At 63.4% G+C, this 26,089-nt stretch carries 22 protein-coding genes and 1 pseudogene; 18 read left to right on the top strand and 5 right to left on the bottom strand.

Annotated elements, in window-relative coordinates; translation table 11 throughout:
* The first annotated feature begins 5 nt into the window (after positions 1-5).
* The 7 genes and pseudogenes from QRN42_RS01920 to QRN42_RS01950 all read left to right on the top strand — a co-directional run bounded on the left by QRN42_RS01920 (position 6) and on the right by QRN42_RS01950 (position 7,393).
* Entirely contained in the window at positions 6-929 is a 924-nt protein-coding gene (locus tag QRN42_RS01920; RefSeq protein ID WP_284977768.1) for a biotin--[acetyl-CoA-carboxylase] ligase, read from the top strand.
* A complete protein-coding gene (locus QRN42_RS01925; protein ID WP_284977769.1) occupies positions 922-1,515 on the top strand; it encodes a PH domain-containing protein in 594 nt (197 codons plus the stop codon). The genes QRN42_RS01920 and QRN42_RS01925 overlap by 8 nt, the downstream gene beginning before the upstream one ends.
* Positions 1,505-2,680, top strand: a complete 1,176-nt coding sequence (locus tag QRN42_RS01930) for an adenylate/guanylate cyclase domain-containing protein (protein WP_284977770.1) — start codon at positions 1,505-1,507, stop codon at positions 2,678-2,680. The genes QRN42_RS01925 and QRN42_RS01930 overlap by 11 nt, the downstream gene beginning before the upstream one ends.
* Positions 2,681-2,708: 28 nt before the next feature.
* Positions 2,709-3,488 (top strand): annotated as a pseudogene (locus QRN42_RS01935) (PP2C family protein-serine/threonine phosphatase); the annotation flags it as partial.
* Between the two features lie 114 nt (positions 3,489-3,602).
* Complete coding sequence (locus QRN42_RS01940; protein WP_284977771.1) at positions 3,603-4,220, top strand: hypothetical protein; 618 nt, start codon at positions 3,603-3,605, stop codon at positions 4,218-4,220.
* A 39-nt stretch (positions 4,221-4,259) separates the two neighbouring features.
* Positions 4,260-6,572 carry an NAD-dependent DNA ligase LigA gene (ligA, locus tag QRN42_RS01945; RefSeq protein WP_284977772.1) on the top strand — a complete coding sequence of 771 codons (2,313 nt, stop codon included), beginning with the start codon at positions 4,260-4,262 and terminating at the stop codon, positions 6,570-6,572.
* The gene (locus QRN42_RS01950) at positions 6,569-7,393 is read left to right on the top strand and encodes an inositol monophosphatase family protein (protein WP_284977773.1); all 825 of its coding nucleotides are present in this window, start codon (positions 6,569-6,571) and stop codon (positions 7,391-7,393) included. The genes ligA and QRN42_RS01950 overlap by 4 nt, the downstream gene beginning before the upstream one ends.
* Positions 7,394-7,499: 106 nt before the next feature.
* Here QRN42_RS01950 and QRN42_RS01955 read toward each other — a convergent pair whose 3' ends face one another.
* On the bottom strand, positions 7,500-8,867 hold the full coding sequence (locus QRN42_RS01955) for an LLM class flavin-dependent oxidoreductase (RefSeq protein ID WP_284977774.1): 1,368 nt from the start codon (positions 8,865-8,867) through the stop codon (positions 7,500-7,502).
* Between the two features lie 295 nt (positions 8,868-9,162).
* Between QRN42_RS01955 and QRN42_RS01960 the strand changes: the two genes are divergently transcribed.
* Positions 9,163-9,675 (top strand): GNAT family N-acetyltransferase, encoded by a 513-nt coding sequence (locus QRN42_RS01960; protein WP_284974467.1) that lies wholly within the window; start codon positions 9,163-9,165, stop codon positions 9,673-9,675.
* Positions 9,676-9,704: 29 nt separating this feature from the next.
* On the opposite strand, the gene QRN42_RS01965 is transcribed toward QRN42_RS01960, so the two are convergent.
* Together QRN42_RS01965 and QRN42_RS01970 are read right to left on the bottom strand one after the other, a co-directional pair.
* Positions 9,705-10,364, bottom strand: coding sequence for a response regulator (locus QRN42_RS01965; RefSeq protein WP_284977775.1), 660 nt, complete (start codon positions 10,362-10,364; stop codon positions 9,705-9,707).
* Entirely contained in the window at positions 10,357-12,039 is a 1,683-nt protein-coding gene (locus QRN42_RS01970) for a sensor histidine kinase (RefSeq protein ID WP_284977859.1), read from the bottom strand. Before QRN42_RS01970 ends, QRN42_RS01965 begins: the two co-directional genes overlap by 8 nt.
* 130 nt (positions 12,040-12,169) lie before the next feature.
* Here QRN42_RS01970 and QRN42_RS01975 point away from each other — a divergent pair, with 130 nt between their 5' ends.
* The gene (locus QRN42_RS01975) at positions 12,170-13,657 is read left to right on the top strand and encodes a CitMHS family transporter (protein WP_284977777.1); all 1,488 of its coding nucleotides are present in this window, start codon (positions 12,170-12,172) and stop codon (positions 13,655-13,657) included.
* Positions 13,658-13,690: 33 nt separating this feature from the next.
* On the opposite strand, the gene QRN42_RS01980 is transcribed toward QRN42_RS01975, so the two are convergent.
* On the bottom strand, positions 13,691-15,214 hold the full coding sequence (locus QRN42_RS01980) for an LCP family protein (protein WP_284977779.1): 1,524 nt from the start codon (positions 15,212-15,214) through the stop codon (positions 13,691-13,693).
* Positions 15,215-15,358: 144 nt separating this feature from the next.
* Between QRN42_RS01980 and QRN42_RS01985 the strand changes: the two genes are divergently transcribed.
* The 6 genes from QRN42_RS01985 to gatB all read left to right on the top strand — a co-directional run bounded on the left by QRN42_RS01985 (position 15,359) and on the right by gatB (position 21,549).
* Positions 15,359-16,240, top strand: a complete 882-nt coding sequence (locus tag QRN42_RS01985) for a cytochrome c oxidase assembly protein (protein WP_284977780.1) — start codon at positions 15,359-15,361, stop codon at positions 16,238-16,240.
* An 87-nt stretch (positions 16,241-16,327) separates the two neighbouring features.
* Positions 16,328-17,431 carry an AI-2E family transporter gene (locus QRN42_RS01990; protein WP_284977782.1) on the top strand — a complete coding sequence of 368 codons (1,104 nt, stop codon included), beginning with the start codon at positions 16,328-16,330 and terminating at the stop codon, positions 17,429-17,431.
* Entirely contained in the window at positions 17,428-18,084 is a 657-nt protein-coding gene (locus QRN42_RS01995; RefSeq protein WP_284977784.1) for a DUF1345 domain-containing protein, read from the top strand. Before QRN42_RS01990 ends, QRN42_RS01995 begins: the two co-directional genes overlap by 4 nt.
* 87 nt (positions 18,085-18,171) lie before the next feature.
* Positions 18,172-18,468 (top strand): Asp-tRNA(Asn)/Glu-tRNA(Gln) amidotransferase subunit GatC, encoded by a 297-nt coding sequence (gatC, locus tag QRN42_RS02000; RefSeq protein ID WP_211711130.1) that lies wholly within the window; start codon positions 18,172-18,174, stop codon positions 18,466-18,468.
* Between the two features lie 4 nt (positions 18,469-18,472).
* Entirely contained in the window at positions 18,473-20,041 is a 1,569-nt protein-coding gene (gene gatA, locus QRN42_RS02005) for an Asp-tRNA(Asn)/Glu-tRNA(Gln) amidotransferase subunit GatA (protein WP_284977786.1), read from the top strand.
* The gene (gatB, locus tag QRN42_RS02010) at positions 20,041-21,549 is read left to right on the top strand and encodes an Asp-tRNA(Asn)/Glu-tRNA(Gln) amidotransferase subunit GatB (protein ID WP_284977788.1); all 1,509 of its coding nucleotides are present in this window, start codon (positions 20,041-20,043) and stop codon (positions 21,547-21,549) included. Before gatA ends, gatB begins: the two co-directional genes overlap by 1 nt.
* A gap of 25 nt (positions 21,550-21,574) precedes the next feature.
* Here the strand turns inward: gatB and QRN42_RS02015 are convergent, their stop codons facing one another.
* Positions 21,575-22,504: a LysR family transcriptional regulator gene (locus tag QRN42_RS02015; RefSeq protein ID WP_284977790.1), complete on the bottom strand. Its 930-nt coding sequence runs from the start codon at positions 22,502-22,504 to the stop codon at positions 21,575-21,577.
* 106 nt (positions 22,505-22,610) lie between these two features.
* On the opposite strand from QRN42_RS02015, the gene tdh reads away from it, so the two are divergent.
* From tdh to QRN42_RS02030, 3 genes are all read left to right on the top strand, one after another.
* On the top strand, positions 22,611-23,657 hold the full coding sequence (gene tdh / locus QRN42_RS02020; RefSeq protein WP_284977792.1) for an L-threonine 3-dehydrogenase: 1,047 nt from the start codon (positions 22,611-22,613) through the stop codon (positions 23,655-23,657).
* 73 nt (positions 23,658-23,730) lie between these two features.
* Positions 23,731-24,924, top strand: a complete 1,194-nt coding sequence (locus QRN42_RS02025) for a glycine C-acetyltransferase (RefSeq protein WP_284977794.1) — start codon at positions 23,731-23,733, stop codon at positions 24,922-24,924.
* Between the two features lie 57 nt (positions 24,925-24,981).
* Complete coding sequence (locus QRN42_RS02030) at positions 24,982-26,079, top strand: NAD(P)/FAD-dependent oxidoreductase (RefSeq protein ID WP_284977795.1); 1,098 nt, start codon at positions 24,982-24,984, stop codon at positions 26,077-26,079.
* Positions 26,080-26,089 lie beyond the last annotated feature (10 nt).

Genomic DNA, 26,089 nt, shown 5'->3' on the forward strand with positions numbered 1-26,089 from the left:
CAGTTATGGATGCCGAACAGCCGGGGCTCAGCGGACCCGTCCCCCCATTGGCCGGGCAGGAACGCCCCAAACTGGACAGCGAATCACTGCTCGACCCGGACTTTCTTTCGGCAACAGGCATCGCACAATTGAGCGTCGTGGAGTCCACGGGCTCCACCAACCAGGACCTGGTGGGGGCCGTGGCCTCAGACCCTGCGCGGTGGCCGGACCTTTCCGTCCTGACGGCCGAACACCAAACGGCCGCGCGCGGACGCCTTGATCGACACTGGGAATCGCCGGAGCGTTCGGCGGTTTCGGTGTCCATGGTGTTGCGCCCGGTAACCTCCGACGGCGCGCCGGTGCGGACGCAAAGCTACTCGTGGCTTTCCCTCTTGGCCGCAGTTGCCCTCCGCGAGGCCCTGCAGGACACGGCCGGAGTGGCGGCAGATATTAAGTGGCCCAACGATGTCCTTGTCAACGGCCGCAAGATCGCGGGCATCCTCGCACAGATGACACCCTTGGGCGACGGCACCGTTCCTGCCGTGATCCTGGGCATGGGCCTCAACGTGACCCTGACCGAGGAAGAGTTGCCCGTACCCACTGCAACCTCGCTCGTCCTGGAAGGGGCCACGACCACGGACCGAACAGCGTTGCTGAAAAGCTACCTCTCCCGTTTCGCCAGGCTCTACCGGAGCTTCTGCAATTCCGAAGGAGACCCGGCAGCCGGCTTGGCAGGTGGCTCGTCATTACACAAGCGAGTGGAGACGGCCATGGTCACTTTGGGCAGGGAAGTCCGTGCACACCTGCCTGGCGATAACGAGCTGGTGGGGCACGCGTCCCGGCTGGACGAGGACGGCTCCTTGCTCGTTGTTGACCACGGCGGCAGGGAGCACACAGTGACGGCCGGGGACGTGGTGCACTTGCGCGCCACAGAAAGCGGTTATGCGTAAAGAATTGCTTCCGGGGGAGCAGGTCATCACCATCACCCGGCCGCAAGCGCGTTCGTTGTTGTTCCCGCTGCTTGCGTTCATCGTGGTTCCTGCGTTGGCGGCCTACGCTTCAGCGTGGGTTGCACGTGGAAACCCGCAGCGCCTGGCATCATTCGTCACCAGCGCATGGACGCCGTGGCTGATGGGTGCTTGCGTAGCGCTGGCGGTGTGGTTCTTACTGGGGTACAGCCTCAAACGGGTGCTGCGCTGGCGCTCCATCAGGTACATCCTGACCAGCCGACGAATACTTGCCAAATACGGAATGTTTCGGCGGGACGATTGGCAGGTTTCGCTGATGGCCGTCCGCGACGTGGGGCTGCACCAGAGCCTCCTTCAACGGTCATTGCGGTCCGGGAATATATCCTTGGATACCGGGCACTCCGGAACGGCCGTGCTGGCCGACGTTCCTGAGGCCCTGAAGTTCCGTGGTTTCATCCTGGATGCAATGGATGAGCTCCCGCGGAGCGAGGGTTTTGAGCGTGGAATAGTGCCGGAATTTGATGTGGTGCCGTGGGAGTCGAGAGAAGGTGGAAGAGATGAGCGTTGAGGATCAGCAGTCCAGCGAGGACCTGGAGCAAGAGTTCGACGCCGAAACCGAACCTTCCGTGGATGAGGACACCGACGCTGAGTCCGCACCGGTTACGGTCCCAGGGCCACCCACCAGTGTGATGTCCGGGGAGCGCGTGGCTATCAAAGCGCTCGAGGCGAAGCTCCTTGGTGGGGAACGCAAGCTCCGCCGTCGTGAAGTTGCCGCAGGTGCGGGCGTGTCCATCCTGTCCGCGCGGAAGGTGTGGCGCGCCCTCGGTTTCCCGAACTTCGGGGACGAAGACGTTGCCTTTACTGAGCGTGACCAGGCTGCGTTGACGAGGATCCTCGATTTGGTCCGTGCCGGGCTCCTCACTGAGGAAGCCGCGATTTCGGTAACCCGTTCCATCGGCCAGATGACGGACCGCATGGTGGTTTGGCAGGTTGAAGCCCTCGTGGAGGACATGGTGTCCGAACAAGGCATCCCGGACGCCGTGGCCCGGAAGCAACTGGTGGCCCAACTGCCTGCGCTGGTGGATTCCTTGGAAGAAATCCTCGTCTACTCATACCGCCGCCAGCTCAATGCCGGAATCCAGCGGCTGGCCGTTCGCGCCGAAGCCGGGCTGCAGGCAAGCGAAGAGGGACGCGAGGGAGACGAAGACGATTCCCCGCTGCCCTTGGCCCGGGCAGTGGGCTTCGCTGACCTGGTCTCCTACACCAGCCTTTCGCGCCGCATGAACGAGAAAACGTTGGCCCAGTTGGTGCAGCGCTTCGAAAACAAGTGCGCTGAAATCATCTCGGTCGGTGGTGGCCGCTTGGTAAAAACCGTGGGCGATGAAGTGCTCTACATCGCAGAGACGCCAGCTGCTGGGGCCGAAATTTCGTTGGCGTTGGCGCAGGCCTTCACCGAAGACGAAATCCTTCCGCAGTGCCGGGTGTCCATGGTGTGGGGACGCATCCTGTCCCGGCTGGGCGATATCTACGGTCCAACAGTCAATTTGGCCGCCCGCCTCACCACGCTTGCGCAGCCGGGCACGGTCCTCGTCGACGCGATGACCGCGGCGGCGCTGGGGCAGGATGATAGGTTCGTGCTGGTTCCGCAAAAGTCGGAAAATGTCCGTGGCTTCGGGGAGATCCATCCGGTGATGCTGGCCCGCGGACGCGGCAAGGGCCTGGTACTCGATTAAGAAACCGACCCCTACAGCGAGGACGCGCATGAATTCACAGCCGACCACCCCGGCAAGTTCGGCATCAGATCCGGCCGGAAGGCCGACGTCGTTCCTGCTGACTTACGGCTATGGAACCGATCGCGGCCTTCGGCGTGAACTGAACGAGGATTCCTATATCGTGGCCGACCCTGTTTTCGCCGTCGCCGATGGTATGGGGGGCCACGAAGCAGGGGAAATCGCCAGCGCGGTCTGCGTCAAAACCCTAGGCAGTGCGCCCGAAGTGGCGCCCGGTGTGCGGACGGCCTCTCCCGCTGAACTGCAGTCATGCCTGCTGAAAGCCCACCAGGCCATCCGGGAAGCAACCGGAGCCAAAGCCGGAACGACGCTCTCCGGTGTGGTTGTCGTGGAGCATCTGGGCCTGCCCTATTGGCTCGTGATGAACATCGGGGACTCCCGGACCTACCGCATCAGCCAAGGTCGCTTCGCCCAAGTGAGCGTGGACCACTCAGAAGTTCAGGAACTGGTGGATTCCGGCCATATCACCGCGGAGCAGGCTGCCGTCCACCCCCGCCGCCACGTGGTGACGCGGGCGCTGGGCACCGGAGATGAAACAGAGGCCGATTTCTGGTTGCTGCCCATCGAACCGGGGGACCGCGTCTTAGTGTGCTCGGACGGCCTCAACGGCGAGCTCGAGGATGAGGACATTTTCGGCATCCTGAGCACCGTCGCCGATCCTCAGGAAACAGTGGACACGCTGATTCAGGCAGCGCTCAAAAGCGGCGGACGGGATAACGTCACGGCGCTTGTGATAGACGCCAAAGCGGTCTGAGCCTGGCGGCAGCGGATTTGCGTGGGCATGGAAGGATGTAGGAGGATTTCCGGAAACGCCCTAACTCCCTGATTACTCGAGGCACCCCAACCCCTCGTAGAGGTTTACACCATGAGACACTCTGTTGTCCCTGCTCTCCTGTTGACCGCTGGGCTGCTTGTTGGCCCTGCCGTCGCTGCCCAGGCGGCTCCGTGCACCGACAAGTCCAAAGTTGCGTGCGGCCAGGTGGAAGTCCCCACCCCACCGGCTGCCACCGCCCAGCCGGCGCCAGCCCCTGCACCCAGCAAAAAACCTGCTCCAGATCCTGTCCCGACCCAGATCCACGAGCCTGTAGCAGTTCCCGCGGTTCCGGCACCGCCTGTTCGGGTTCCGCAGCCGGCCGCCGTGGTGCAGGCTCCCGCCCCCGCAGCACCTGCCGTCAACGATCCGGTTCCGGCGTCGTCCGAACCAGTGCCCGGGCAGGACGCATCCAGCGCGGCAGCAACGCCCTTGGCCACTCCCTCGCCGAGCCCCAGCTCAGCGAGCCCGAGTTCAAGCCCGTCCACCTCATCCAACTGGGATACGCCGGTGCAGCAGGGCCAAAAGACAGCGGCCGCAATTCTCGTGGGAAACCCCGGGCCAGGCCCCAATGTCCTCGGCCTCGTAGGCATCTTGGGTGGCGTGCTCTTGGTGGGCCTGGGCGGATTGGCTTTCGCGCTGTGGAGCAAGAACCGGCTGTCCTCGCACTAGCACCACATTTTTGTCGGTGCCTTGCGGCAAGATAGAGCTGTGAGCACACCAGAGAATCCTGATCCGGTAGACACCACGGTCCACGGCGCGGCTGCCGCCGTCGCGGCACAAGACGGGCCTTCGCCGTCGGCGTCCCTGCGCGACGAGTACGAGCAGCTGTCGGACCTGGTCCGCAAATACCGGTATGCGTATTACCAGGAAGACGCACCCACGGTCTCAGATGCCGAGTATGACGCCCTCTACCGTCGACTGGAAGAACTCGAGGCGCTCCACCCGGAGCTTGTCTCCAACGATTCCCCCACCCAGGAAGTCGGCGGCGAAGTTTCCTCCGCCTTCGCCGCAGTGGAGCACCTGCAGCGGATGTACAGCCTGGACGACGTCTTCTCGTTGGAAGAACTGGAAGCCTGGGTCCGCAAAGCCGAGGCCTCTGTTGCGAAACTGGGTGACTCCGTGCCGCCCATTGCGTGGTTGACCGAGTTGAAGATCGACGGCCTCGCCGTGAACCTGCTGTACAGGGATGGCAAGCTGGTGCGCGCGGCCACCCGTGGCGATGGCACCACGGGTGAGGACATTACCCACAATGTCCTGACCATCAAGGAGATTCCCCGCGAACTGAAGGGCTCCGGGTACCCGTCGGAAGTAGAAATACGGGGCGAGGTATTCATCCCCTCCAAGGCGTTCCTCGAGTTCAATGAGAAGCTGGCGGCTGCAGGAAAGGCTCCTCTGGCAAACCCCCGGAATGCCGCAGCCGGTTCCCTGCGTCAAAAAGATCCTGCGGAAACCGCCAAGCGTCCCCTCAGCATGTATGTCCACGGAATCGGGGCCCGCGAAGGGCTGGACGCCGCGAGCCAGTCCGAAACCTACAAGCTCCTGGAGGCGTGGGGGCTTCCCATCAGCCCTTATTTGAAGGTCCTGGACTCGTTCGACGACGTGCTGAAGTTCATTGCCCACTATGGCGAACACCGGCATGATCTCGCTCACGAGATCGATGGCATCGTGGTGAAAATCGACGACTTCGCCACTCAGCGTGCCCTCGGCAATACCTCCCGCGTCCCCCGATGGGCCGCTGCGTACAAGTACCCGCCGGAGGAGGTTCACACCAAGCTCCTGGACATCGCCGTCAATGTGGGCCGCACTGGGCGCGTCACGCCCTTCGGCCTGATGGAGCCCGTCAAAGTAGCCGGTTCCACCGTTGGCATGGCCACCCTCCACAACCAGGATGTAGTCAAAGCCAAAGGCGTGATGATCGGCGATATCGTGATCCTCCGGAAGGCCGGCGATGTTATCCCGGAGATCGTAGGCCCAGTGCTGGCGTTGCGGGATCAACAAGATCCGCCCGTCCGGGAATTCGTGATGCCCACCGAATGCCCCAGCTGTGGCACCCCGCTGGCGCCGGCAAAGGAAAGCGATGTGGACATCCGCTGCCCCAACGCCAAGTCCTGCCCGTCACAGCTGCGTGAGCGTGTGTTCCATGTTGCGAGCAGGGGCGCGTTCGATATTGAGGCCCTCGGCTGGGAAGCCGCTGTCGCCCTGACCCAGCCCGCAGAGCCCGAGACCCCACCGCTGACCAGTGAAGCAGGGCTCTTCAGCCTCGAGCGCGAGGATCTTGCAGACGTCTTGATCCGCCGGGAAAAGCGTTCCAAGGGAGTGGGAACCGGCGAGTACGAGCTCGTTCCGTACTTTTACACCAAGGGAACAGCCAAGTCGCCCTCGAAGCCGACCGCTACCACGGAGAAACTCTTCGCGGAACTGGAGAAGGCCAAGAAGCAGCCGTTGTGGCGCGTGCTGGTGGCGCTGTCCATAAGGCACGTCGGTCCAACCGCGTCCCGCGCCCTCGCCACGGCGTTCGGCAGCATGGACGCAATCCGCAACGCCACCGAAGAGCAAATGGCACACGTGGACGGTGTGGGACCCACCATTGCTGTGGCGCTCAAGGAATGGTTTGCCGTGGACTGGCATAACGAGATCGTGGACAGCTGGGCTGCTGCCGGGGTCCGGATGGAAGACGAACGGGACACCTCCGTGCCGCGGACACTTGAGGGCCTGACCGTGGTGGTCACCGGAACTCTGCCCAATTTCAGTCGGGACGAGGCGAAGGAAGCCATCATCATCCGTGGTGGGAAGGCCTCGGGGTCCGTGTCCAAGAACACCAGCTATTTGGTGGCCGGCGAGAGCGCCGGAACAAAGTTGGACAAAGCAGAGGCGCTGGGCGTGCCCGTATTGGACGAGGACGGCTTCCGCGAGCTTCTCGCGAACGGGCCCGTTACGGCCGAGGCTGCAGTTGCACCCGCAGACGAACCCCCACCCGCAGAAGCGGTTGCCGAGGACCTCATGGAAGCAGACGCGGAATGACCGATTCGATGGAACTGCTCGCTGTCGCCAAACGGGCTGCAGCGGCCGGGGCTGCCGTGCTTGCCCAGCGCTCCGCCAGCGGCACCGGTGGCGAAGGCCTCGATACGTCCAACAAAGGCGAGGCCGGCGACTGGGTCACGGCTTTCGATGTCGCCGCGGAGAACGCGGTCCGCGAAGCAATTGCCGCTGAACGCCCCCAAGACACCATCACCGGGGAGGAATACGGCACAACCCGCCCTGAAACTCCGTCGGGATATCGCTGGTCCATCGATCCCTTGGACGGGACCACTAACTTCATCCGCAACATCGTGTACTACGCCACGTCCGTGGCGGTAGCGGACGCCGACGGCGCGTGGTTGGCGGGCGTGGTCCACGCACCTGCGTTGGGACGCGTCTACTCGGCTGCACGCGGTCAGGGAGCGTGGCTTGAGATTGCAGGAGAGAAAACGCAGTTGTCCGGTCCGGTGAACGGGCGGACGGGCCTCATCTTGGCCACCGGCTTCAGCTACGATCCTGCCACCCGCGCGGACCAAGCGGCCGGACTTGCCGGGCTGATGGACGGGTTTGCCGATGTGCGCCGGCTGGGTTCGGCAGCGTTGGATCTTTGCCTGGTGGCGGACGGCACTTTCGACGCCTACGGGGAACGTGGCCTCAATGAACATGACTTCGCCGCAGGCGCGTTGATCGCTGAAGAGGCCGGTTGCTGGGTGCGCCGCCCTCGGCTGCAAAGTCCGCTCGACGGCGGCCCCACCACCGATGACCGCTTGGCGGCGTGGATGTGTGCAGGACCATTGGAGCTATCGGGCAAATTCCCCTTGTGACGTCCCCTGACGCCGTGAACCATCTCCGCCGTGCACCATCGTCGCCGTCAACCATCTCCGGCGTGGAGCTGGCCCGGGCGATGACCCGGGCCAGCTGCCTGCCTCGCTAGAACGCAGACCCGATGGAGGTAAGTTCCTTGGCTTCCGCTCCCGCGTAGCGGTTTCCGGGGCGATCGAGTCCGTAGTGTCCCCGCAGCGTTGTGGCCGTGTACTCGGTCCGGAACAGGCCGCGCTGCTGCAGGATGGGCACAACGTGGTCCACAAAGACCTCCAAACCGGAGGGCAGCACGGGAGGCATGATGTTGAAGCCATCCGCGGCTCCGGCAAAGAACCATTCCTGGATGGCGTCGGCCACCTGATCGGGGGTTCCCGAGAACGTTCGGTGTCCACGCCCGCCGCCGAGCCTGCCGATCAGCTGCCGAACGGTGAGTTGTTCGCGCCGGGCCAGTTCCACAATGAGCGTGTACCGGCTCTTGGCTCCTTCAATCTCGTCCTCCGACGGGAGGTCCGCCGGTAGCTGGCGGTCCAACGGGAGATCGTCAGGGGACAGCCGAAGGGTTTTGGCCAGCTGCTCCCGTGCGTACTCCGGCTTGATGAGCTCGTCCAGTTCGCGCTCAAGCTTGATCGCTTCGACCTCGGTGGAGCCGATGACGGGCACAATGCCCGGCAGGATTTTGATGCTTTCGGGGTCACGTCCGGCCGCTGCCGTCCGTGCCTTCACATCCGAGTAGAAGGCCTGCGCGCCATCCAAGGTTTGGTGGGCCGTGAAGACTGCCTCGGCGTACTGCGCCGCCAGGTTCTTCCCGTTCTCGGAGGACCCGGCCTGCACGATCAGTGGGTGGCCTTGGGGTGAGCGTGGAACATTCAAGGGACCACGGACCCGGAAGTGCTCTCCCTCGTGATCTATCACGCGGATCTTCGTGTCGTCAGCCCACACTCCTTCGGCTTTATCGGCCAGGACGGCGTCATCGTCCCAGCTGTCCCAAAGCTTCTGGGCGACTTCGATGAATTCGGCTGCGCGTTCGTAGCGGACGGCGTGGGCCGGTTGGTCATCCACGCCGAAGTTGCGGGCAGCATCCGGTCCTGCCGTTGTCACAACGTTCCATCCCGCACGTCCACCGCTGACCCAGTCCACCGAGGCGAAACGACGGGCCAGGTTGAAGGGATCGTTATAGGTAGTGGAAGCCGTGGCAATCAACCCGATCCGCTGTGTGGCGGCCGCAAGAGCCGTTAGCAACACAGTGGGCTCCAATTTACCTGCAGGGCGGCGGCCCACTTCACCAAACAGGACGGGGGAGTCCGCAAAGAAGATGGAGTCCAGCTTGCCGCGCTCGGCCGTCCGGGCCAGGTGCTGGTAGTGCTCCACTTTGGTAATCGCAAGGGGATCGCTCTCGGGCAGGCGCCATGAGGCTTCATGGTGGCCCGTGCTCATGAGGAATGCATTGAGGTGCAGCTGGCGGTCTGGCGGGGTCATGGGTTCTCCTCAGTTGGGGGTCTGTCAGTCAGGATGTCGCAACTCAAGCACGCTCCTTGCCGCCCCCGCCAGCGGCCCGACATGTGCCCGCAACAGCGCGAAACGGGGGTTCATGACGCGCAACGGAACTCAATTCAACGCCACGCAACGCAACGCTGAAGCACCCGCACGGTTGCCTCCCCGAACAGCGGTACAGGGCCGTCCGACGTCGTGGGTTCGATCCGTGACTGATAGTTCCATCACGGAAAGGCCGGTTTGCGGCCTTGCGCGCTTGCCGGGCGACTACCATTGGTAGGTGCTTTCCCCGATTACCGTCCGTCCCGCCCTGCCGGAAGACTACGACGCCGTTGCCCGGATTACGCAGGACTCCTACGTCACGGCGGGCTACTACGGCGACGCTGACCACCCGTACCTGCAGAAGCTCCAGGACGTGGCGGGGCGCGCGGAACACGCTGAGATCCTGGTCGCTGAGCGTGACGGCAGGGTCATCGGTTCCGTGACGGCAGCCCCGGCCGGGGGAGGGTTCTCGGATATCGGGCTCGATGACGAGCTGGAACTACGCACCCTTGTGGTGGACCCGGCGGTCCAACGGTCCGGTGCGGGCCGCGCCTTGGTGCAGGCCGTCGTGGACCAAGCCAAAGCGATGGACGGCATCAGGGCGGTCTCGCTTACGACTGGCGCAACGTGGGAAAGCGCGAATGCCCTATATGCGCGCACGGGTTTCGACCGTGCTCCGCACCGCGACTGGTTTGTCCCGGGGACGGACATAAAGCTGTTCGTTTACCGACTGGAGCTCACGCAGCCGTAATGGCTAAGCCTCCAGGTCAGCCAGGCACATTAGCCTGGCACCCCATAGCGGTGTTCCGGACGGCCGGTGGTTCCGTAGCGAAGTTGGATCTCGACGGCGCCATCGTCAGCGAGCGAGGACAAGTACCTTTGCGCTGTGGCCCTTGAAACGCCGACGCGTTCGGCGACTTCCACAGCGGAGTACTGCTCTCCGGGCTGTAACGCCTCCAGGACCGCCGCCTCGGTTGCGGACCGCGGCTTCGCCGACGGCGTCACATCGCCGGGGATGAGTGCCCGCTTGGCCCGCTCGATGCTGCCTTGGTCCACGGTGGCTTGCTGGCCAAGAATCCTGCGGTACCGGGCGTAGGACCGTAATTGCTGGGACAAGGATTCCGCGGTGAACGGTTTCAGCAGGTAGCCCAGAGCGCCCCGGCGAAAGGCTGTCCGGATGGATGGAGCGTCGGAGGCCGCCGTCAGGATGATGGCATCGATGTCCAACTGCCCCAGTAGATCAAGCCCTGAGCCGTCCGGTAAATAGACATCCAGCAAGACCAGGTCGGGTCGGAGGCCGTGGATGGACTGCAGCGCCTGCGACACTGAACCTGCCGGGGCCAAGGCCATGAAACCGGCCACGGAATCCACATAGGCAGCATGGAGCCTTGCAACGTGGAAATCGTCGTCCACAATCAGAACCCTCAAGTCCTCAACCACTGCTGTCCTTTCCCGACGTTTCCCCCGTCTTGGCCCCACTCATCACACCGGGGACGGTCGCCATGAACACGGCGCCCGGTCCGCCTTGCCTACCCGGCTCCAGCACGCGAACTTCACCACCACGGCGCCGTGCGAGTTGGCGCACCAGAGCCAAGCCCAGTCCTTGTCCGGCTCCCGGCCGGGCGGGGTGGGCGGCGGTGGTGAATCCCTCGGCAAAGACCTCCTCGGGTTGCAGGTTTCCCAGGCCATCGCCGGAGTCGCCCACCACGATGTGGAGCGCGCCGCCGTCGTCGTCAGCATCCAGCAGTTCCACCTCCACCCAGCGATCCGCGGCGGAACCGTCGACGGCGGCGCTGACCGCGTTGTCGATCAGGTTGCCGAGCACCGTGGTCACGTCCTGGGGATCGGCCACGTGCCCGCGAACCAGGGTTTCAGGGCCTATCCGTAAGGCGACGCCGCGCTCGGACGCTTCCACGCTCTTCGCCCCGACAAAAGCCTGCAGGTAGGCGTCTTGGAGGAGCTCGGCCTGTTCCACGGGAAATTTGAGCGGACCTGTTGCCGAGATACGGGCCAGGTACTCTTCGGCTTGCCGGGCCTGCCCCATGCTCATGAGCCCGGCGATGGTGTGGAGTTGGTTGGCGAATTCGTGGCGCTGGGCGCGGAGTGCTGCGCTCATGGTTCCAACGGCGTCGAGTTGGCGGGTCAGCTGCTGCAGTTCTGTGCGGTCGCGCAGCATGACCACCCAGCCGAGGTCCTCCCGGCGGTGCCACGCTTTCCGGGCGCTGGCAACCAACACACGGCCACCGGCCACGATCTCGACGGCGTCCGCGTCCTGCGCGGCAGGTTTGGTCATCGTCTTCAGTTGCCCAGGTACTGCTGCGCCGGACCACGCTTGGCCGGTCAGATCGGGAATGCCGAGGAGCCTCGATGCTGCCGCGTTGAACACGGAGATTCTTCCGTCCGCGCTGATGCCGATCACGCCGTCGTCCACTCCTTGGAGGACCGCGACCTGGTCGTGGACAAGTGTGCTGATTTCCTCCGGCTCCAGGCCGAGGGTCAGGCGCTGCAGTCGTCGTCGAAGGAGGAACGATGCCAGGACACCGGCAAGCAGGGCGCCGCCGGCAGTCAGCGCGATCGGGGTGATGTCGCTGGCCAGGCTCTTGGTCAGCGATTCCACGGAGTAGCCAACGCTCACCTCGCCGACGATCGTCGTGGACGAGGCCGGGGCATACACCGGGACCTTGGCTCCGGCAGAGGGTCCCAGCGTGCCCGTGTTGCGGGTGGTGATTTCTGCCCCGCCAAGGGCCACGGACGGGTCCGTGCTGACGCGTTCGCCCAGCCTGGCGGTGTCAGGATGCGCCAACCGGAGCCCCGTTTCATCCGTGATGACTACGAACAGGGCCCCTGTCCGGGCCCGCACCGATTCGGCGGCGGCCTGCAAGGGACCCGCGGACAGCACAGCCGGGGGAGGCGTGCCCACCTCCCTGCTGATTTCCTGGACGTCCGTCCTGACCGTGGGGTCGGCAGCCACCGTCCGGGCGAGCGTCAACGCCTGGTTTTCGGCCTCGCTGCCGATGCGTTGGTAGACCAGCCACGCGTGTACAACGCCACTGAGCATGACCACCAACAGGACCACGCCCAGCTGGAGGAGGAGGGTTTGGGTAGAGAAGCGCATGCTGATCCTGGGCACCTGCCCTCCTTTCCTCCTGCTCCATTGAAGCACTGAGCACAATGCGCACAACGTCCGGAATGAGCAGTATTCCGAACAAATCCCGGAAACACCGGCCCGTGATCCTCGCCACTATATGTTCCGTAGTGCGCATCACACCGCTGTGGTGCCATTCACAGTTGTAAAGGAGCCGGCCATGCTGGTTTTGCTTGGATTCGCAATGATTGCGGTATTCATGGTCCTGATCATGACCAAAAAGATGACGCCGGTCTTGGCGCTGATCATCATTCCCACCGTCTTTGGACTGTTCGCCGGCGCGGGCCTGGGCATTGGCCCCATGGTCATGGATTCGATGAAGTCGATGACGTCCACGGCAGCGTTGCTGATGTTCGCCATTATCTTCTTCGGCATGATGATCGACGTCGGCCTGTTCGACCCCCTGGTGAAATTCATCCTGCGCAAGCTGGGCAACGATCCGGCCAAGGTGGTTCTCGGAACGGCCATACTTGCTGCTGCGGTCTCCCTCGACGGCGACGGCTCCACTACGTTCATCCTCACCACTGCGGCCATGCTCCCGGTGTACCTGCGCCTCAAGATGAGCCCGGTCGTGTTGACCTGTGTTGCTGGCCTGGCCAACGGAACCATGAACATCCTTCCCTGGGGTGGCCCGACGGCCCGCGCCGCCACCGCGTTGAAGATCGACGTGAACGACCTCTTTGTCCCCATGGTCCCGTCATTGATCGTGGGGCTGGTCATTGTGATGGTCTTCGCCTGGCTGCTCGGCCTTCAGGAACGTAACCGCCTGCGCGCTGTAGCACCGGAGATGTGGGGCGAAACAGCTGAGGCTGGTGGCACCTTTGGTTTTGGCCGCAGCGCTCGCAAACCCGTCGACGGCGGAGGTTCCGGCGTCGCGCTCTTGGGAAACGAAACTGTAGTAGCGACCCTCGTGGATACCCACGACGCCGCCATGGCAGATACCGCCCTGGATCCCAACCGCACAACACTGCGGCCCAAGCTGTTCTGGTTCAACCTGGCGCTGACGGTAGCTGTCATGGTGGTCCTGGTGGCGAATGTCATTCCGCTCCCGTTCGTGTTCATGGTGGGCTCCGCCATCGCGCTGCTGGTGAACTTCCCCAAGGTCAAGGAACAAGGCGCCCAGCTCGTTGCCCATGCGCCCTCGATCGTCGCCGTCGTCAGCATGGTCATGGCCGCTGCAGTCCTCACCGGTGTCCTTAACGGCACCGGCATGGTCAAAGCGATGTCCACGTGGCTGGTTCAGATCATCCCTGCGGACATGGGCCCGTTCATGGCAGTCATCACGGGGCTGCTCAGCATTCCGATGACGTTCTTCATGAGCAACGATGCGTTCTACTTTGGTGCGCTTCCGGTGTTGAGTGAAACGGCAGCACACTATGGCGTCGGAGCGGCGGACATGGCCCGCGCATCGATTACGGGCCAGCCCTTCCACCTGCAGAGTCCCTTGGTTCCGGCCATCCTCCTGTTGGTTTCCCTAGCGAAGGTGGAGCTGGGCGATCACCACAAAAAGGTCCTCTGGCGCACGGCGGTTATCTCGCTGGTCATGCTGCTGGTTGGCGTCCTGACCGGCGCGATCGGAATCGGCTAAGCGAGTCTTCCTCCAGCCGATCAGCCACCGCCGTTAGCCGACGGGGTTGGTTGCCTGGCAGGTTTGGTCGTTGCCCGTCTTGGCTGCGATGCCGCCTGGTGCGGCCGCAGGCAGGACGGGCTTGTCGCCGGTTGCGAAATCCTGGCCAGCGTAGAGCTGCACGCCCTGAATGTTGTTGACCTGCTGGATGTTCGCTGCAGGGAGGCCGAACTGTGCTGCTATGTCGGCGGCGACGTCCTCGAAACCGGCCTGGTAATAGACCATGGTGGTGGGCCTGGCGTCTCCTTGGAGCCGGGTGACTTTGGTGTAACCAGCTGCCGTGACCATTGCCGCGATGGCATTGCTCCTACCGGAGACGTTGGTTCCGTTGGCAACACTGATGGGCTGCTGGGACTTGTCGAAGGAAGGCTTAGGCGCCGCGGTAGTCGGGGCGGCCGATGGGCTTCCGGCCTGGGAAAGGTCTGCGCTGTTCTGCAATGCGGCAAAGAGGTTCGAAGCAGCGGGCTCGTCCAATTGCAGCCTGTTCGGATCAGAAGCGGCAGGGACCGTAGGGACTGTCACGAAATCCACCTTGGCGGGGTCAATGTTCTTGAGGCGGTCCGCGAGGGTCAGCAGGGCCGGAATGGAGGCCAGGCCATTGTCCACCGTCAGGTTCTTGGTCATCGTATCGGCGATGGCCAAGACCTTTTGCGGATCGCTCAAGGTGCCTTCGGATTTCACCTTGCGGGTCAGGGAGGCGAGGAAAGACTGCTGAGCGGCAATGCGGCCAAGATCGCCGCCGTTGGCGAAAGCATGGCGGGTGCGGAGGAATGCGAGGGCCTGGTCGCCCTGGACCTGCGAGGTTCCTGCCGGAAGGTGCAGTCCGGACTCCGGGTCATCCACAGCGGAGGCAACGCAAACTGAAACGCCGCCCACAGTGGACGAGAGCTCCTTGACGGCGTTGAAATCCGCCATCATGAAGTGGTCAACCTCCAAGCCCGTGAGTTTGTTGATGGTGTCCACGGCGCAGCCGATTCCGGCTTCGGCCATGGCGCTGTTAATCATCGCGGCCTGCCGCCCGGCATGTTCCTGGCCGTTGCTCTGGTCCTTGCACGCTGGCACGTCAACCAGCAAGTCCCGGGGGAAACTGATCACGTTAACGTGGTTGTTGTCCGCGGAAATATCCACCAGCATCATCACATCGGATTGACCGTAGCCGGAGGATTGGTCGGCGGAGCCGTACTGACCGTTCTTTCCACTCCTGGTATCACTTCCCAAGACGAGGATCTGGAGGCGGTCTTTGCTGTCATTGACCGCACCTTCGGTCCGCGCCCCGCCGGCCCCCAGTGCAGTAGCCGAAATGTTCGATTGCAACCGCCATACCCAATAGCCGCCGAACGCTACCACTCCCAGAAGGAGGGCAGCTACCACAATGACGGTGACCCTTAACCAGCGGCGGCGCCCCCGTGGGCGGCCGTGACGGCCCAGGCTGCCTTCAACGAGGGTGCCTTGGCCGGGGTAGCGGGCCTGATCCGCAACTGGGGAGTTGGGGTCGGGACTTTCGTGACGACCGAACACAACAATGACCTTTCCTCAGGGTACGGACTGGCCCATGTTACTTACTGAATCTGAGAACTTCCCTGATTTGCCCATTATGCGAAGGTCCGGGCCGTGAGACCATTCTCCCCGCGGCCTCCCATCTGCACGCGCTATCATTGCGGTGTGCCGCCCTTTGACGTTCTTGGTAGCGCCTGGCGGATTGACTGGGCAGCTGTAGTGATGATCTGTGTTTCCGGTGTGCTCTATGGGCTCGGCCTGAGGGCAGCTGCTGCCAACGGTCACCGCTGGCCGCTTTGGCGAACCCTGGCCTTCTACTTCCTGGGTCTCGGGTCCCTTGCCGTCCTCACGTGTGGCTTCCTGGGCGTCTACAGCGCTGAGCTGCGCTGGGCCTTTACCCTCAAAGTTTCCCTGCTCCTTTTTGTTGTCCCCCTGTTAGTGGGCTTGGGCCGGCCCATCTCGTTGGCTCGCGCCGCCCTGTCCCAGGGTGGAATCACCAGGCTCAATGCCGTGCTCGCCCATCGCGCCGTCAGGTTCGTCAGCAACTCCTTGGCAGCGCCCCTGTTGGGCTTGGCCTTGTTCTCCACGTTCCTGACTCCGGCCTTTCATACCCTGCGCGCAGATCCGTTGGCCGAAACGCTGGTGACCCTCCTGGTTCCGTTGCTGGGCCTCCTGATGGCGCTTCCGATCATCGAAGAATCAGACTTCCAACGTTCCAGCACCTACATCACCTTGGAATTCGTTTTCGTTTTCATTGAGCTGTTGGTGGATGCTGTCCCCGGCATCCTGCTTCGACTCAACGGACAGGTCCTTGACCACGTGGTTGCGAGGCAGTCCTCGTTGGCCTGGTTCCCGGATCCGCTCCGCGACCAGCAGTTGGCGGGCGATGCCCTGTGGTTCGTCTGCGAGATTGTGGATCTGCCGCTCATCATCTTGATGTTCATGCGTTTCTCCAGAAGTGACAAGCGCGAAGCCAAGAGTTTTGACGACCTCACGGACCAGGAATTGGAAGAGCTGAACGCCCAACATCTGCGCAGAAGCCAGTAAGCTTACTTTTCTACTGCCCTGGGGACGTTCAGCGGCGCTGGTAAGAGGGAATGATCGTTCGCTCTGGCTATTGGAAGGGAGAATTCCATGCCTGGCAACCGCCCTGGTTTGGCATCGCTGTGGACTGACGGACTGGGCCGTGCGAGCATTCGAGCCCTGCAAGTCCTGATTGTCACCGCGCTGGCGTGGCTGGTCATCTGGGCGTTGACGCGAGTCCCGCTGGTCTTGATTCCCGTGCTGATCGCACTGATCCTTGCCTCGGCCATCTCGCCGCTGGTGCGATGGCTTGCCCGGCACAGGTGGCCCCGCGCCCTTGCGGTCCTGGCCTCATTTGTCGCGATACTCGCTGTTTTCGGAGGCGTGGTCACCGGCATCGTCTTTCTCGTCCGTGCCCAGTCGAAGGACCTGGCGGCGAAGGCGGTTGCCGGTATCGACCGGCTGCATGACTTCCTGAACTCCGGACCGGTCCCTGTCAGCGATGCCCAGCTCACGGCAACCAAGGACTCCGTGCAACATTTCCTGACCTCGAGTGCGTTCGGAACTGAAGCGCTGACCGGGGTGCGCACCCTGGGGGAGATCCTCGCCGGCGTAGTGCTCATGGCTGTCATCTTGTTCTTCTTCCTCAAGGACGGCCACAAGATCCGGAATTTCCTGATTGGATTCCTTCCCGCTGACGGCCAGTCCAATGCGCACCTGGCCATGGAACGGAGCGCCATCGTCCTTGGCGGGTACGTCCGTGGCACGGCCGTCGTCGCGGCGACGGACGGTTTGATTGTTGGCGTTGCCTTGGCGTTGACCGGTGTTCCCCTGGCGCTTCCACTCGGTGCGTTCGTCTTTATCGGCGGATTCATCCCGATCGTGGGCGCGACGGCGGCCGGTACTTTGGCTGTAGCTGTCGCCCTGATCTCGAACGGCCCGGTGGCCGCCTTGGTGATACTCGCCGTCGTCATCGGCGCCAACCAGTTGGAGCACCACCTCCTGCAGCCGCTCTTGATGGGCAGGGTCTTGAGCATTCACGGGCTGGTGATCCTGCTGGCATTAGCGGCAGGGACCATGCTCGCCGGGATTGTTGGCGCACTCCTCGCGGTTCCGGTGACCGCAGTGGGGTGGACCGTTATCAAGACTTTGTCCGGGACTACCCCTGTCCATGAAGGCCGCACAGAAACTGCCGTCGTGGAGGAACGGCCATGATCAGGAGCAGGTTCCGGGCGCTTGCCCACAAATCGTTGGTGCGCTTGGTGGTGATGGTTGTCATCGGGCTGGCAGTAGCCCTCGCCGTCGGAAGTTTCGGGGCATGGGCCTACGCTCCGGCGCTTGGCTGGGCAGCGGCGTCTTTGACGTATCTCATTTGGGTGTGGTCTGCCATTCACGGCCTCGACGCTGAGCGGACGGCCACGCATGCCCGGGCCCGCGAGGAGGACCCCGGCCGTGTTTGGTCGGACATTCTCGTCTTGGTTGCCGCCATGGGCAGCTTCGGTGGTGTTGCCTTGATCCTATTGGAGGCAGCCTCGGCTCAAGGCGGCCTGAAAGCAGCAATCATCGCTTTGGCCTTGGGCAGTGTGATCCTGTCGTGGCTGTTGGTCCATACGCTCTTCACCCTCCGGTACGCCACGTTGTACTACCGCGACTCCAGCGGCGTGGACTTCAACAAGCACAGGCCGCCGTGCTATAAGGACTTTGCCTACCTCTCGTTCACCATCGGAATGACCTTCCAAGTCTCCGATACAGACCTCACTACGGACGCCGTCCGTTACACGGCGCTCCGCCACGCACTGCTGGCCTACCTGCTCGGCGCAATTGTCCTGGCTACCGTCATCAACCTGGTTTCAGGCTTGATCCACTGACGTGGGCGGCCAAACAGGCCGTCCGAGCGTGCCCGGTTGGCCAGTAGACTGGACCGGAAAACCATTTGAACTTTGCAGGGGAGATCCATGGCTGCGATCAACCGTGACGACGTCGCGCATCTTGCGCGCCTGGCTCACATTGAAATGAGTGCCGAAGAACTGGACAGGATGGCCGGCGAGCTCGCCGTCATCGTGGATTCAGTGAAGTCCGTGAGCGAGGCCGCGGGGGAGGACGTACCCGCTACGTCGCACCCGATTCCACTGACCAACGTGTTCCGTGAGGACGTGGTGGGCCACACCTTCACCGCCGAGCAGGCGCTCTCCGGGGCTCCGGATGCTTTCGAGAACCGTTTCAAGGTCCCGGCAATCCTGGATGAGGACTAACACGATGACTGACCTGAAGAATGAACTCATCCGCCACTCTGCTGCCGATCTCGCGGCGAAGCTGGCGGCGGGCGACGTCTCCGCCGTCGAGGTGACGCAGGCGCACCTTGATCGGATTGCCGACGTCGACCCGCAGGTAAATGCCTTCCTGCACGTCAACAGTGAAGAGGCTTTGGCAGTAGCTGCCGAGGTCGACGCCACGCGCGCCGCCGGCGGTTCGGCCGGCGAGGAACTGCACGCCCTGGCCGGCGTTCCGATCGCGGTGAAGGACCTGATCGTCACCATCGGCCAGCCCACCACTGCAGGTTCGAAGATCCTCGAGGGCTGGCACAGCCCGTACGACGCCACGGTGGTCAAGAAGCTGCGCGCGGCCAAGATGCCCATCTTGGGCAAGACCAACCTCGATGAATTCGCCATGGGGTCCTCCACCGAGCACTCAGCGTACGGGCCTACCCGGAACCCCTGGGACCTGAACCGCATTCCCGGCGGTTCCGGCGGTGGTTCCGCTGCCGCCGTCGCCGCCTTCGAAGCGCCGCTGGCGCTGGGGACTGACACCGGTGGTTCCATCCGCCAGCCGGGTGCCGTCACCGGAACCGTGGGCATGAAGCCCACGTACGGTGCCGTTTCCCGCTATGGTGCGATCGCCATGGCGTCCTCATTGGACCAGATCGGCCCTGTGGCGCGAACGGTACTGGACTCCGCCCTGCTGCAGGAAGTCATTGGCGGACATGATCCCTTTGACTCCACGTCGTTGACGGACCCTTTCAATAACCTCGTTGCCGCTGCCCGCGTTGGAAACGTTGCGGGCATGAAGATCGGCATCATCAAGGAACTGCACGGCGAAGGCTACCAAGCCGGCGTCGAGAACCGCTTCAACGAGTCCCTGCAGAACCTTAAGGATGCAGGCGCCGAAATCGTCGGGGTTTCCTGCCCCAACCTGAAGTACGCCTTGGGCGCCTACTACCTGATCATGCCGTCCGAGGTTTCAAGCAACCTGGCAAAGTTCGACGGCGTCCGGTACGGGATGCGCGTACTGCCCACCGAAGGACCCATGACCATCGAACGGGTCATGGGCGCCACCCGCGCCGCCGGATTCGGCGACGAAGTCAAGCGGCGTATCATCCTGGGCACGTACGCCCTGAGCGCCGGCTACTACGACGCCTACTACGGTTCTGCGCAGAAGGTCCGTACGCTGATCCAGCGCGACTTTGACGCTGCGTTCGCGCAGGCCGACGTCTTGATTTCTCCCACTGCTCCCACCACCGCGTTCAAGTTGGGGGAGAAGCTGGATGATCCGCTGGCCATGTACCTGAACGATGTCGCCACGATCCCGGCCAACCTTGCCGGGATCCCGGGCCTGTCCTTGCCTGGTGGCCTGGCTGATGAAGACGGTCTGCCGGTTGGTATCCAGTTGTTGGCTCCTGCCCGCGAAGATGCACGCCTGTACCGCGTGGGTGCCGTCCTCGAATCCATCCTTGAAGAGAAGTGGGGCGGCCCGATGCTCTCCAAGGCGCCGGATCTGAAAAATGCTGCCCTTGGTGCCGTTTCCAACTCTGCCGGAGGTTCCAACTAATGTCCGTTGACGCAACCCTGAGCTTCGAAGAGGCCATGGAGAAGTACGATCCCGTCCTGGGGTTTGAGGTCCACGTGGAGCTCAACACCAAAACGAAGATGTTCTCCTCCGCGCCGAACGTGTTCGGTGATGAGCCGAACACCAACGTCAACGAGGTCGACCTCGGCATGCCCGGCGTCCTGCCGGTGGTGAACAAGGCCGCGGTGGAGTCCTCCATCAAGATCGGCCTTGCCTTGAACTGCAAGATCGCCGAGTCCTGCCGGTTCGCACGGAAGAACTACTTCTACCCGGACACCCCCAAGAACTTCCAGACCTCACAGTACGACGAGCCCATTGCCTACGACGGGTACCTCGACATTGAGCTTGAGGACGGCACCGTCTTCCGCGTGGAGATTGAACGCGCCCACATGGAGGAAGACGCCGGAAAGCTCACCCACATGGGTGGCGCTACGGGCCGTATCCAGGGTGCCGACTACTCCTTGGTGGACTACAACCGTTCGGGTGTTCCGCTGGTCGAGATCGTCACCAAGCCGATCGAGGGCGCCGGGAGCCGCGCGCCGGAATTGGCCAAGGCGTACGTCGCCGCTGTCCGCGAGATTGTGAAGAACCTCGGTGTGTCCGATGCCAAGATGGAGCGCGGCAACGTCCGTTGTGACGCTAACGTCTCCCTCCGCCCGCACGGCCAGGAACGGTTCGGCATCCGGTCCGAGACCAAGAACGTGAACTCGCTGCGCGCCGTCGAGCACGCCGTCCGTTACGAGATCCAGCGCCACGCTGCCGTTCTGGATTCGGGGCAGCCGATCATCCAGGAGACGCGCCACTGGCACGAGGACACGCGTTCGACGACGTCGGGCCGGCCCAAGTCCGACGCCGACGATTACCGCTACTTCCCCGAGCCGGACCTGGTCCCCGTGGTCGCCTCACGCGAATGGGTGGAGGAACTGCGTGCAACCCTTCCGGAGCCGCCGGCCGAGCGCCGCAAACGCCTCAAGGAAGCATGGGGTTATTCGGACCTGGAGTTCCGCGACGTCGTCAACGCCGGGGTCATGGACTCCATCGAGGAGACCATCGCGGCCGGTGCCTCGGCCGATGTGGCCCGCAAGTGGTGGATGGGTGAGATCGTGGGCCGCGCCAAGGTGGCCGACGTCGAACCCGGCGAGCTCGGCGTCACCCCGCAGGTGATCGTTGAGCTGAACAAGCTCGTCGAAGACGGCAAGATCAACAACAAGATGGCCACCCAGGTCCTGGACGGCGTACTCGCCGGCGAGGGTGCCCCGGCCGAGATCGTGGAGAAGCGCGGCCTCGCGGTTGTGTCCGACGACGGTCCGCTGTTGGAGGCGATCGATGCAGCCCTGGCGGCGCAGCCGGACGTAGCCGAGAAAATCCGCGGCGGCAAGGTGCAGGCCATTGGCGCCATTGTGGGTGGGGTTATGAAAGCCACCCGAGGCCAAGCCGATGCGGGTCGCGTGCGCGAGCTCATCCTCGAGAAGCTCGGAGTGCAGGGCTAAGACCCAGCCAGCCCACCCAAGTAGGTCAGGCTGGCCCGGAAAGCCCGGTCATGACGGTTTGAAGTGATTCGCAAACCGTCATGACCGATTTCCTTTTCAGGGTTTCCGGCCGGGCCAGGATGTCGATCTTGCGCACCGAGTTCACTCCGGACAGCGGCCGCAGCACCACACCGGCGTCGAGCACCCGGCGGGCGGTGAAGCGCGGCAGTAAGCCGATCGCCCCGCCGGCCGAGACCAGCGCGGCGACGGTCGAATAGTCGTTGATCCGGTGCAGGACCTCTGCTGGCCTGCCGCTGACGGCAACGACCGCGGCAAGGACATCGGCGGGGGAGTAGCCGTCGCGGCTGGTCACCCACGGTTCGCGGACGACGTCGGCCGGGTTCAGGTGGGGCCGGGAGGCCAACGGGTGGCTGGCCGGCAAAGCGACGTCCAGCGGCTCGTCAGCCAACGGGATCACAGCCACCTTGTCCTCGGGCCACGGTGGGCTGTTGTCCATCCGGTGTGCCAGGACAAGGTCATACCGGGCCACCAAACCGGGGAATTCCTCCTGTGCCACGTCCTCGTCCGAGAGCCGAAGCGTCGGCGACTTCCCGCCGTCGGGCCCCGTTCGTGACGCCAGGTGCGCCGCCAAGGGCGCGAAAAGCGCCTGCCCCGCACTGTGGAAGGCGCTAACGCTCACCGGCGCGTCGGGGGCATCGTGGTAGGCGCCAATAGCCGCGCGGGCATCTGCCATGGCGTTCACGACGGCGGCCCCCGCCTCGGCAAGGACACGGCCGGCGTCCGTGAGCACCAGTGCGCGGCCTTCCTTGCGCGTCAACGGTACATCCACCGATTTCTGTAGCAGGGCAAGCTGCTGGGAGACGGCGGACGGAGTCACCATGAGGGTCTCTGCCACGGCCTTGACGCTCCCAAGGTCCCCGAGCTCGCGGAGCATCTGAAGCTGATGGATTTCCATTAGTAAATCCTAAATCGTTGATTGAGAAGAATCTAGTTGTGCTAAATCGTCAGCGGCGCTTCAATGGTCTCAGCAGCAGTGCCGCAGCCCATCAGTGAGGAATTCCATGAAGGCTCTCTATAAATCCGGACCCCACGCAGGGTTTGAGCTCGTTGACCGCCCCGAGCCCGAAGCCGGTCCCAGCGACGTCAAAATCAGGGTCATGACCACTGGTATTTGTGGCACGGATCTGCACATCCAGAGCTGGGACGCATGGGCGCAGTCCATGATCGAGGCACCCCTGATCGCCGGCCACGAGTTCTACGGCGAGGTGGTGGAAATCGGCGAGGACGTCCGGGACGTCAAGGTCGGGGACAGGGTTTCGGGGGAGGGGCACGTCGTTTGCGGGATCTGCCGCAACTGCCGGGCCGGTCGGCGACAAATGTGCATCCACACGGTCTCGGTTGGCGTGCAGCGCGATGGTGCCTTTGCCGAGTTTGTTGTCATCCCCGAGACGAACGTATGGGTACACCAGGACGAGTCCGTCACACCGGAACTGGGAGCAATCTTTGACCCATTCGGTAATGCCGTCCACACGGCCCTCAGTTTCCCGCTGGTGGGCGAGGACGTCTTGATCACCGGTGCCGGGCCTATCGGGCTCATGGCGATCGCCGTCGCAAGGCATGCAGGAGCCCGGAAAATCGCTATCACTGATGTATCCGCTCCCCGCTTGGAGCTGGCCCGCCACATGGGTGTGGACTTGGCCGTGGACGTCTCCAAGATGCGTGTGCGCGACGCGCAGCGCGAACTGGGTATGCGTGAAGGATTCGACATCGGACTGGAAATGTCGGGACACCCCACGGCGCTGCCTGAGATGATCGACAACATGAACCACGGTGGCCGCATTGCCATGCTCGGCCTTCCCAGCCAATCCATCGACATCAACTGGGGCAAGGTAGTCACCCACATGCTCACCCTCAAGGGCATCTACGGCCGCGAGATGTTTGAAACCTGGTATGCGATGAGCGCCATGCTCTCATCCAACCCCGTATTGCACCGGAGCATCTCCGCGGTGGTGACGGACGCCTTGCCTGCAACCGAGTGGGAAAAGGGCTTCGGCATCGCCCGCAACGGCGTCGGCGGCAAAGTGGTCCTTGACTGGACTGCACTGTAACCGCCAAACCCGAGAATCCCGAGACCTGAACTCCCGAGACTTTGTAAACCTCTCCACGAACTGAGGAGCACGTATGTATTCAGCCATCAAAGATCAGTTGGTAGGCGAGCTGGACGAGATCCGCAGTGCCGGACTCTTCAAGACCGAACGCCACATCGATTCACCGCAGGCCAGCCACATCGCGGCAGGCCAGTTGGGGCAGCCGGCCAACAAGGTCCTGAACTTCTGCGCCAACAACTACCTGGGCCTTGCCGACCACCCGGACATCATCGCTGCCGCCAAGTCCGCCATGGACGAGCGCGGCTTCGGCATGGCGTCCGTGCGCTTCATCTGCGGGACACAGGACCTCCACCTGGAACTGGAGGCCCGTGTTTCACGGTTTTTGGGCACGGAAGACACCATCCTCTTCTCCAGCTGCTTCGACGCCAACGGTGGCGTGTTCGAGTCCCTGTTCGGCCCCGAGGATGCCATCATCTCGGACTCACTGAACCACGCGTCCATCATTGATGGGATCCGGCTGAGCAAGGCCAAGCGCTTCCGCTATGCCAACCAGGACATGGCAGATCTTGAGGCCAAGTTGGTGGAGGCGTCCGGTTCGCGGCGCAAGATCATCGTCACCGATGGCGTGTTCTCCATGGACGGCTACCTTGCCCCGCTGGAAGCAATCTGCGATCTCGCCGAAAAGCACGATGCCCTGGTCATGGTTGACGACTCACACGCCGTCGGCTTCATGGGCTCCACCGGCGCAGGCACTCCCGAACATGCCGGTGTCTCGGATCGCGTGGACATCTACACAGGGACTTTCGGCAAGGCACTTGGCGGAGCTTCGGGCGGCTACGTCTCCGGCCGCGGTGAAATCGTTGCCATGCTGCGCCAAAAGGCGCGTCCCTACCTCTTCTCCAACTCCCTCGCTCCAGCCATCGTCGCCGCCACCATCAAGGCGATCGAGCTGGTCCAGGAATCCGGTGAGCTCCGCACCCGCCTCTTCGAAAACGCGGCCCTTTTCCGGCGTCGGATGAGCGAGGAAGGCTTCGAACTCCTCGACGGCGAGCACGCCATCATCCCCGTGATGTTCGGCGACGCCGTCATGGCTGCCCGCGTGGCAGACCAGATGCTCCAGCACGGCGTGTTCGTGACGGCCTTCAGTTTCCCGGTTGTGCCCAGGGGCTCAGCCCGGATCCGCGTCCAGCTGTCAGCAGCGCACAGCACGGACGACGTCGAAGCTTGCGTTCAGGCGTTTGTGAAGAGTCGGGCGGCGGTCGCCTAAGGACCCGGCCGGACGTAAAGCAGCACCAACATTTCCATCGTCTGACAGGATGGGCCCATGGCTTCGAATTATGACGTGGTAATCGTTGGCGGCGGCATCGGCGGATTGTCCCTGGCATCGGCGCTGGCGGGCAAGTGCACTGTTGCCTTGGTGGAGGCTGAGCAGTCCTTGGCGTTCCACACGTCCTCGCGCTCAGCCCGGCAGCTGATCCCCAGTTACGGCCCGGCGGTGGTGCAGGAGTTGACCGTCCGGACCCTGGAGCTGCTGCACGAAAGGGACAGCACAGCAGCTGAGGCGGTGCTCACCCCACGCGCTTTCATGATGGTGGGCGACGACGTGACCGTGCGTGCCGAGGCCAGCGGGAACATGCTACCCATCTCCCATGAGGAGGCACTGCGGCTCTGCCCGGCCCTCAACCCGGATTCGTTCACCGCCGCTGGGTTGGATACCGGTTCTTTCGGCTGCAATGCGCCCCTGCTGCTTGAGGAGCATCGGCGCATTGCCGAAACCGCCGGGGTGGATATCATCACCGGGGCTCGCGTGCACTCAGCGCAGCGGCTCGGGAGCGGTTGGCAGGTGGGTGCAGGAACGGAGGGGTTCCAATCCGGCGTCGTGGTTAACGCGGCTGGTGCGTGGGCCGATGAGCTCGCCGTCATCAGCGGCGTGGAGAAGCTTGGACTTCAGCCCTACCGGCGCACGGCGGCGATCGTCAATGTTGAGAGCCCGTTGCCGCCCGAGACCCCCATGGTGTGCGCCGCCGATGAATCGTTCTATTTCCGGCCAGAGGGCAACCAAGTGTTGATTTCGCCGTCGGAAGCTGTGCCCAGCGGGCCAGAGGACGCCCGGCCCTATCCGGGTGATGTGGAGAAGCTGATCGCTACGCTCAACGATGTGACATCCATGGGCATCCGCTCCGTGGATCGTGCCTGGACGGGACTACGGACCGAAGCCGCGGACGCGATTCCGGTGGTCGGTTTCGACGCCGAAGCCCCGGGCTTCTTTTGGTTGGCAGGGCAAGGTGGGTATGGCTTCCAGACGTCCTCCGGCATCGCGGAGCTGGCCGCCGCACTGATCCTTGGGACCGTACAGCCCGACAGTCCGGAATCCCGGACAGCGGAGCGGCTCGCTTCCACCCGCTGGTCCATCCGGCGCTGAACAATAGGGT

The organism is Arthrobacter sp. fls2-241-R2A-200 (assembly GCF_030209745.1).
GTDB lineage: Bacteria > Actinomycetota > Actinomycetes > Actinomycetales > Micrococcaceae > Arthrobacter.

Bases quoted from the DNA above. Each gene is read 5' to 3' on its own strand.
- QRN42_RS01995 (WP_284977784.1), top strand. From the start codon at position 17,428: ATGATCAGGAGCAGGTTCCGGGCGCTTGCCCACAAATCGTTGGTGCGC.
- QRN42_RS01925 (WP_284977769.1), top strand. From the start codon at position 922: ATGCGTAAAGAATTGCTTCCGGGGGAGCAGGTCATCACCATCACCCGG.
- tdh (WP_284977792.1), top strand. From the start codon at position 22,611: ATGAAGGCTCTCTATAAATCCGGACCCCACGCAGGGTTTGAGCTCGTT.
- QRN42_RS02025 (WP_284977794.1), top strand. From the start codon at position 23,731: ATGTATTCAGCCATCAAAGATCAGTTGGTAGGCGAGCTGGACGAGATC.
- gatB (WP_284977788.1), top strand. From the start codon at position 20,041: ATGTCCGTTGACGCAACCCTGAGCTTCGAAGAGGCCATGGAGAAGTAC.
- gatA (WP_284977786.1), top strand. From the start codon at position 18,473: ATGACTGACCTGAAGAATGAACTCATCCGCCACTCTGCTGCCGATCTC.
- QRN42_RS01955 (WP_284977774.1), bottom strand. From the start codon at position 8,867: ATGACCCCGCCAGACCGCCAGCTGCACCTCAATGCATTCCTCATGAGC.
- QRN42_RS01990 (WP_284977782.1), top strand. From the start codon at position 16,328: ATGCCTGGCAACCGCCCTGGTTTGGCATCGCTGTGGACTGACGGACTG.
- gatC (WP_211711130.1), top strand. From the start codon at position 18,172: ATGGCTGCGATCAACCGTGACGACGTCGCGCATCTTGCGCGCCTGGCT.
- QRN42_RS01940 (WP_284977771.1), top strand. From the start codon at position 3,603: ATGAGACACTCTGTTGTCCCTGCTCTCCTGTTGACCGCTGGGCTGCTT.
- QRN42_RS01930 (WP_284977770.1), top strand. From the start codon at position 1,505: ATGAGCGTTGAGGATCAGCAGTCCAGCGAGGACCTGGAGCAAGAGTTC.
- QRN42_RS01975 (WP_284977777.1), top strand. From the start codon at position 12,170: ATGTTCCGTAGTGCGCATCACACCGCTGTGGTGCCATTCACAGTTGTA.
- QRN42_RS01950 (WP_284977773.1), top strand. From the start codon at position 6,569: ATGACCGATTCGATGGAACTGCTCGCTGTCGCCAAACGGGCTGCAGCG.
- QRN42_RS02030 (WP_284977795.1), top strand. From the start codon at position 24,982: ATGGCTTCGAATTATGACGTGGTAATCGTTGGCGGCGGCATCGGCGGA.
- QRN42_RS01970 (WP_284977859.1), bottom strand. From the start codon at position 12,039: ATGCGCTTCTCTACCCAAACCCTCCTCCTCCAGCTGGGCGTGGTCCTG.
- QRN42_RS01920 (WP_284977768.1), top strand. From the start codon at position 6: ATGGATGCCGAACAGCCGGGGCTCAGCGGACCCGTCCCCCCATTGGCC.
- QRN42_RS02015 (WP_284977790.1), bottom strand. From the start codon at position 22,504: ATGGAAATCCATCAGCTTCAGATGCTCCGCGAGCTCGGGGACCTTGGG.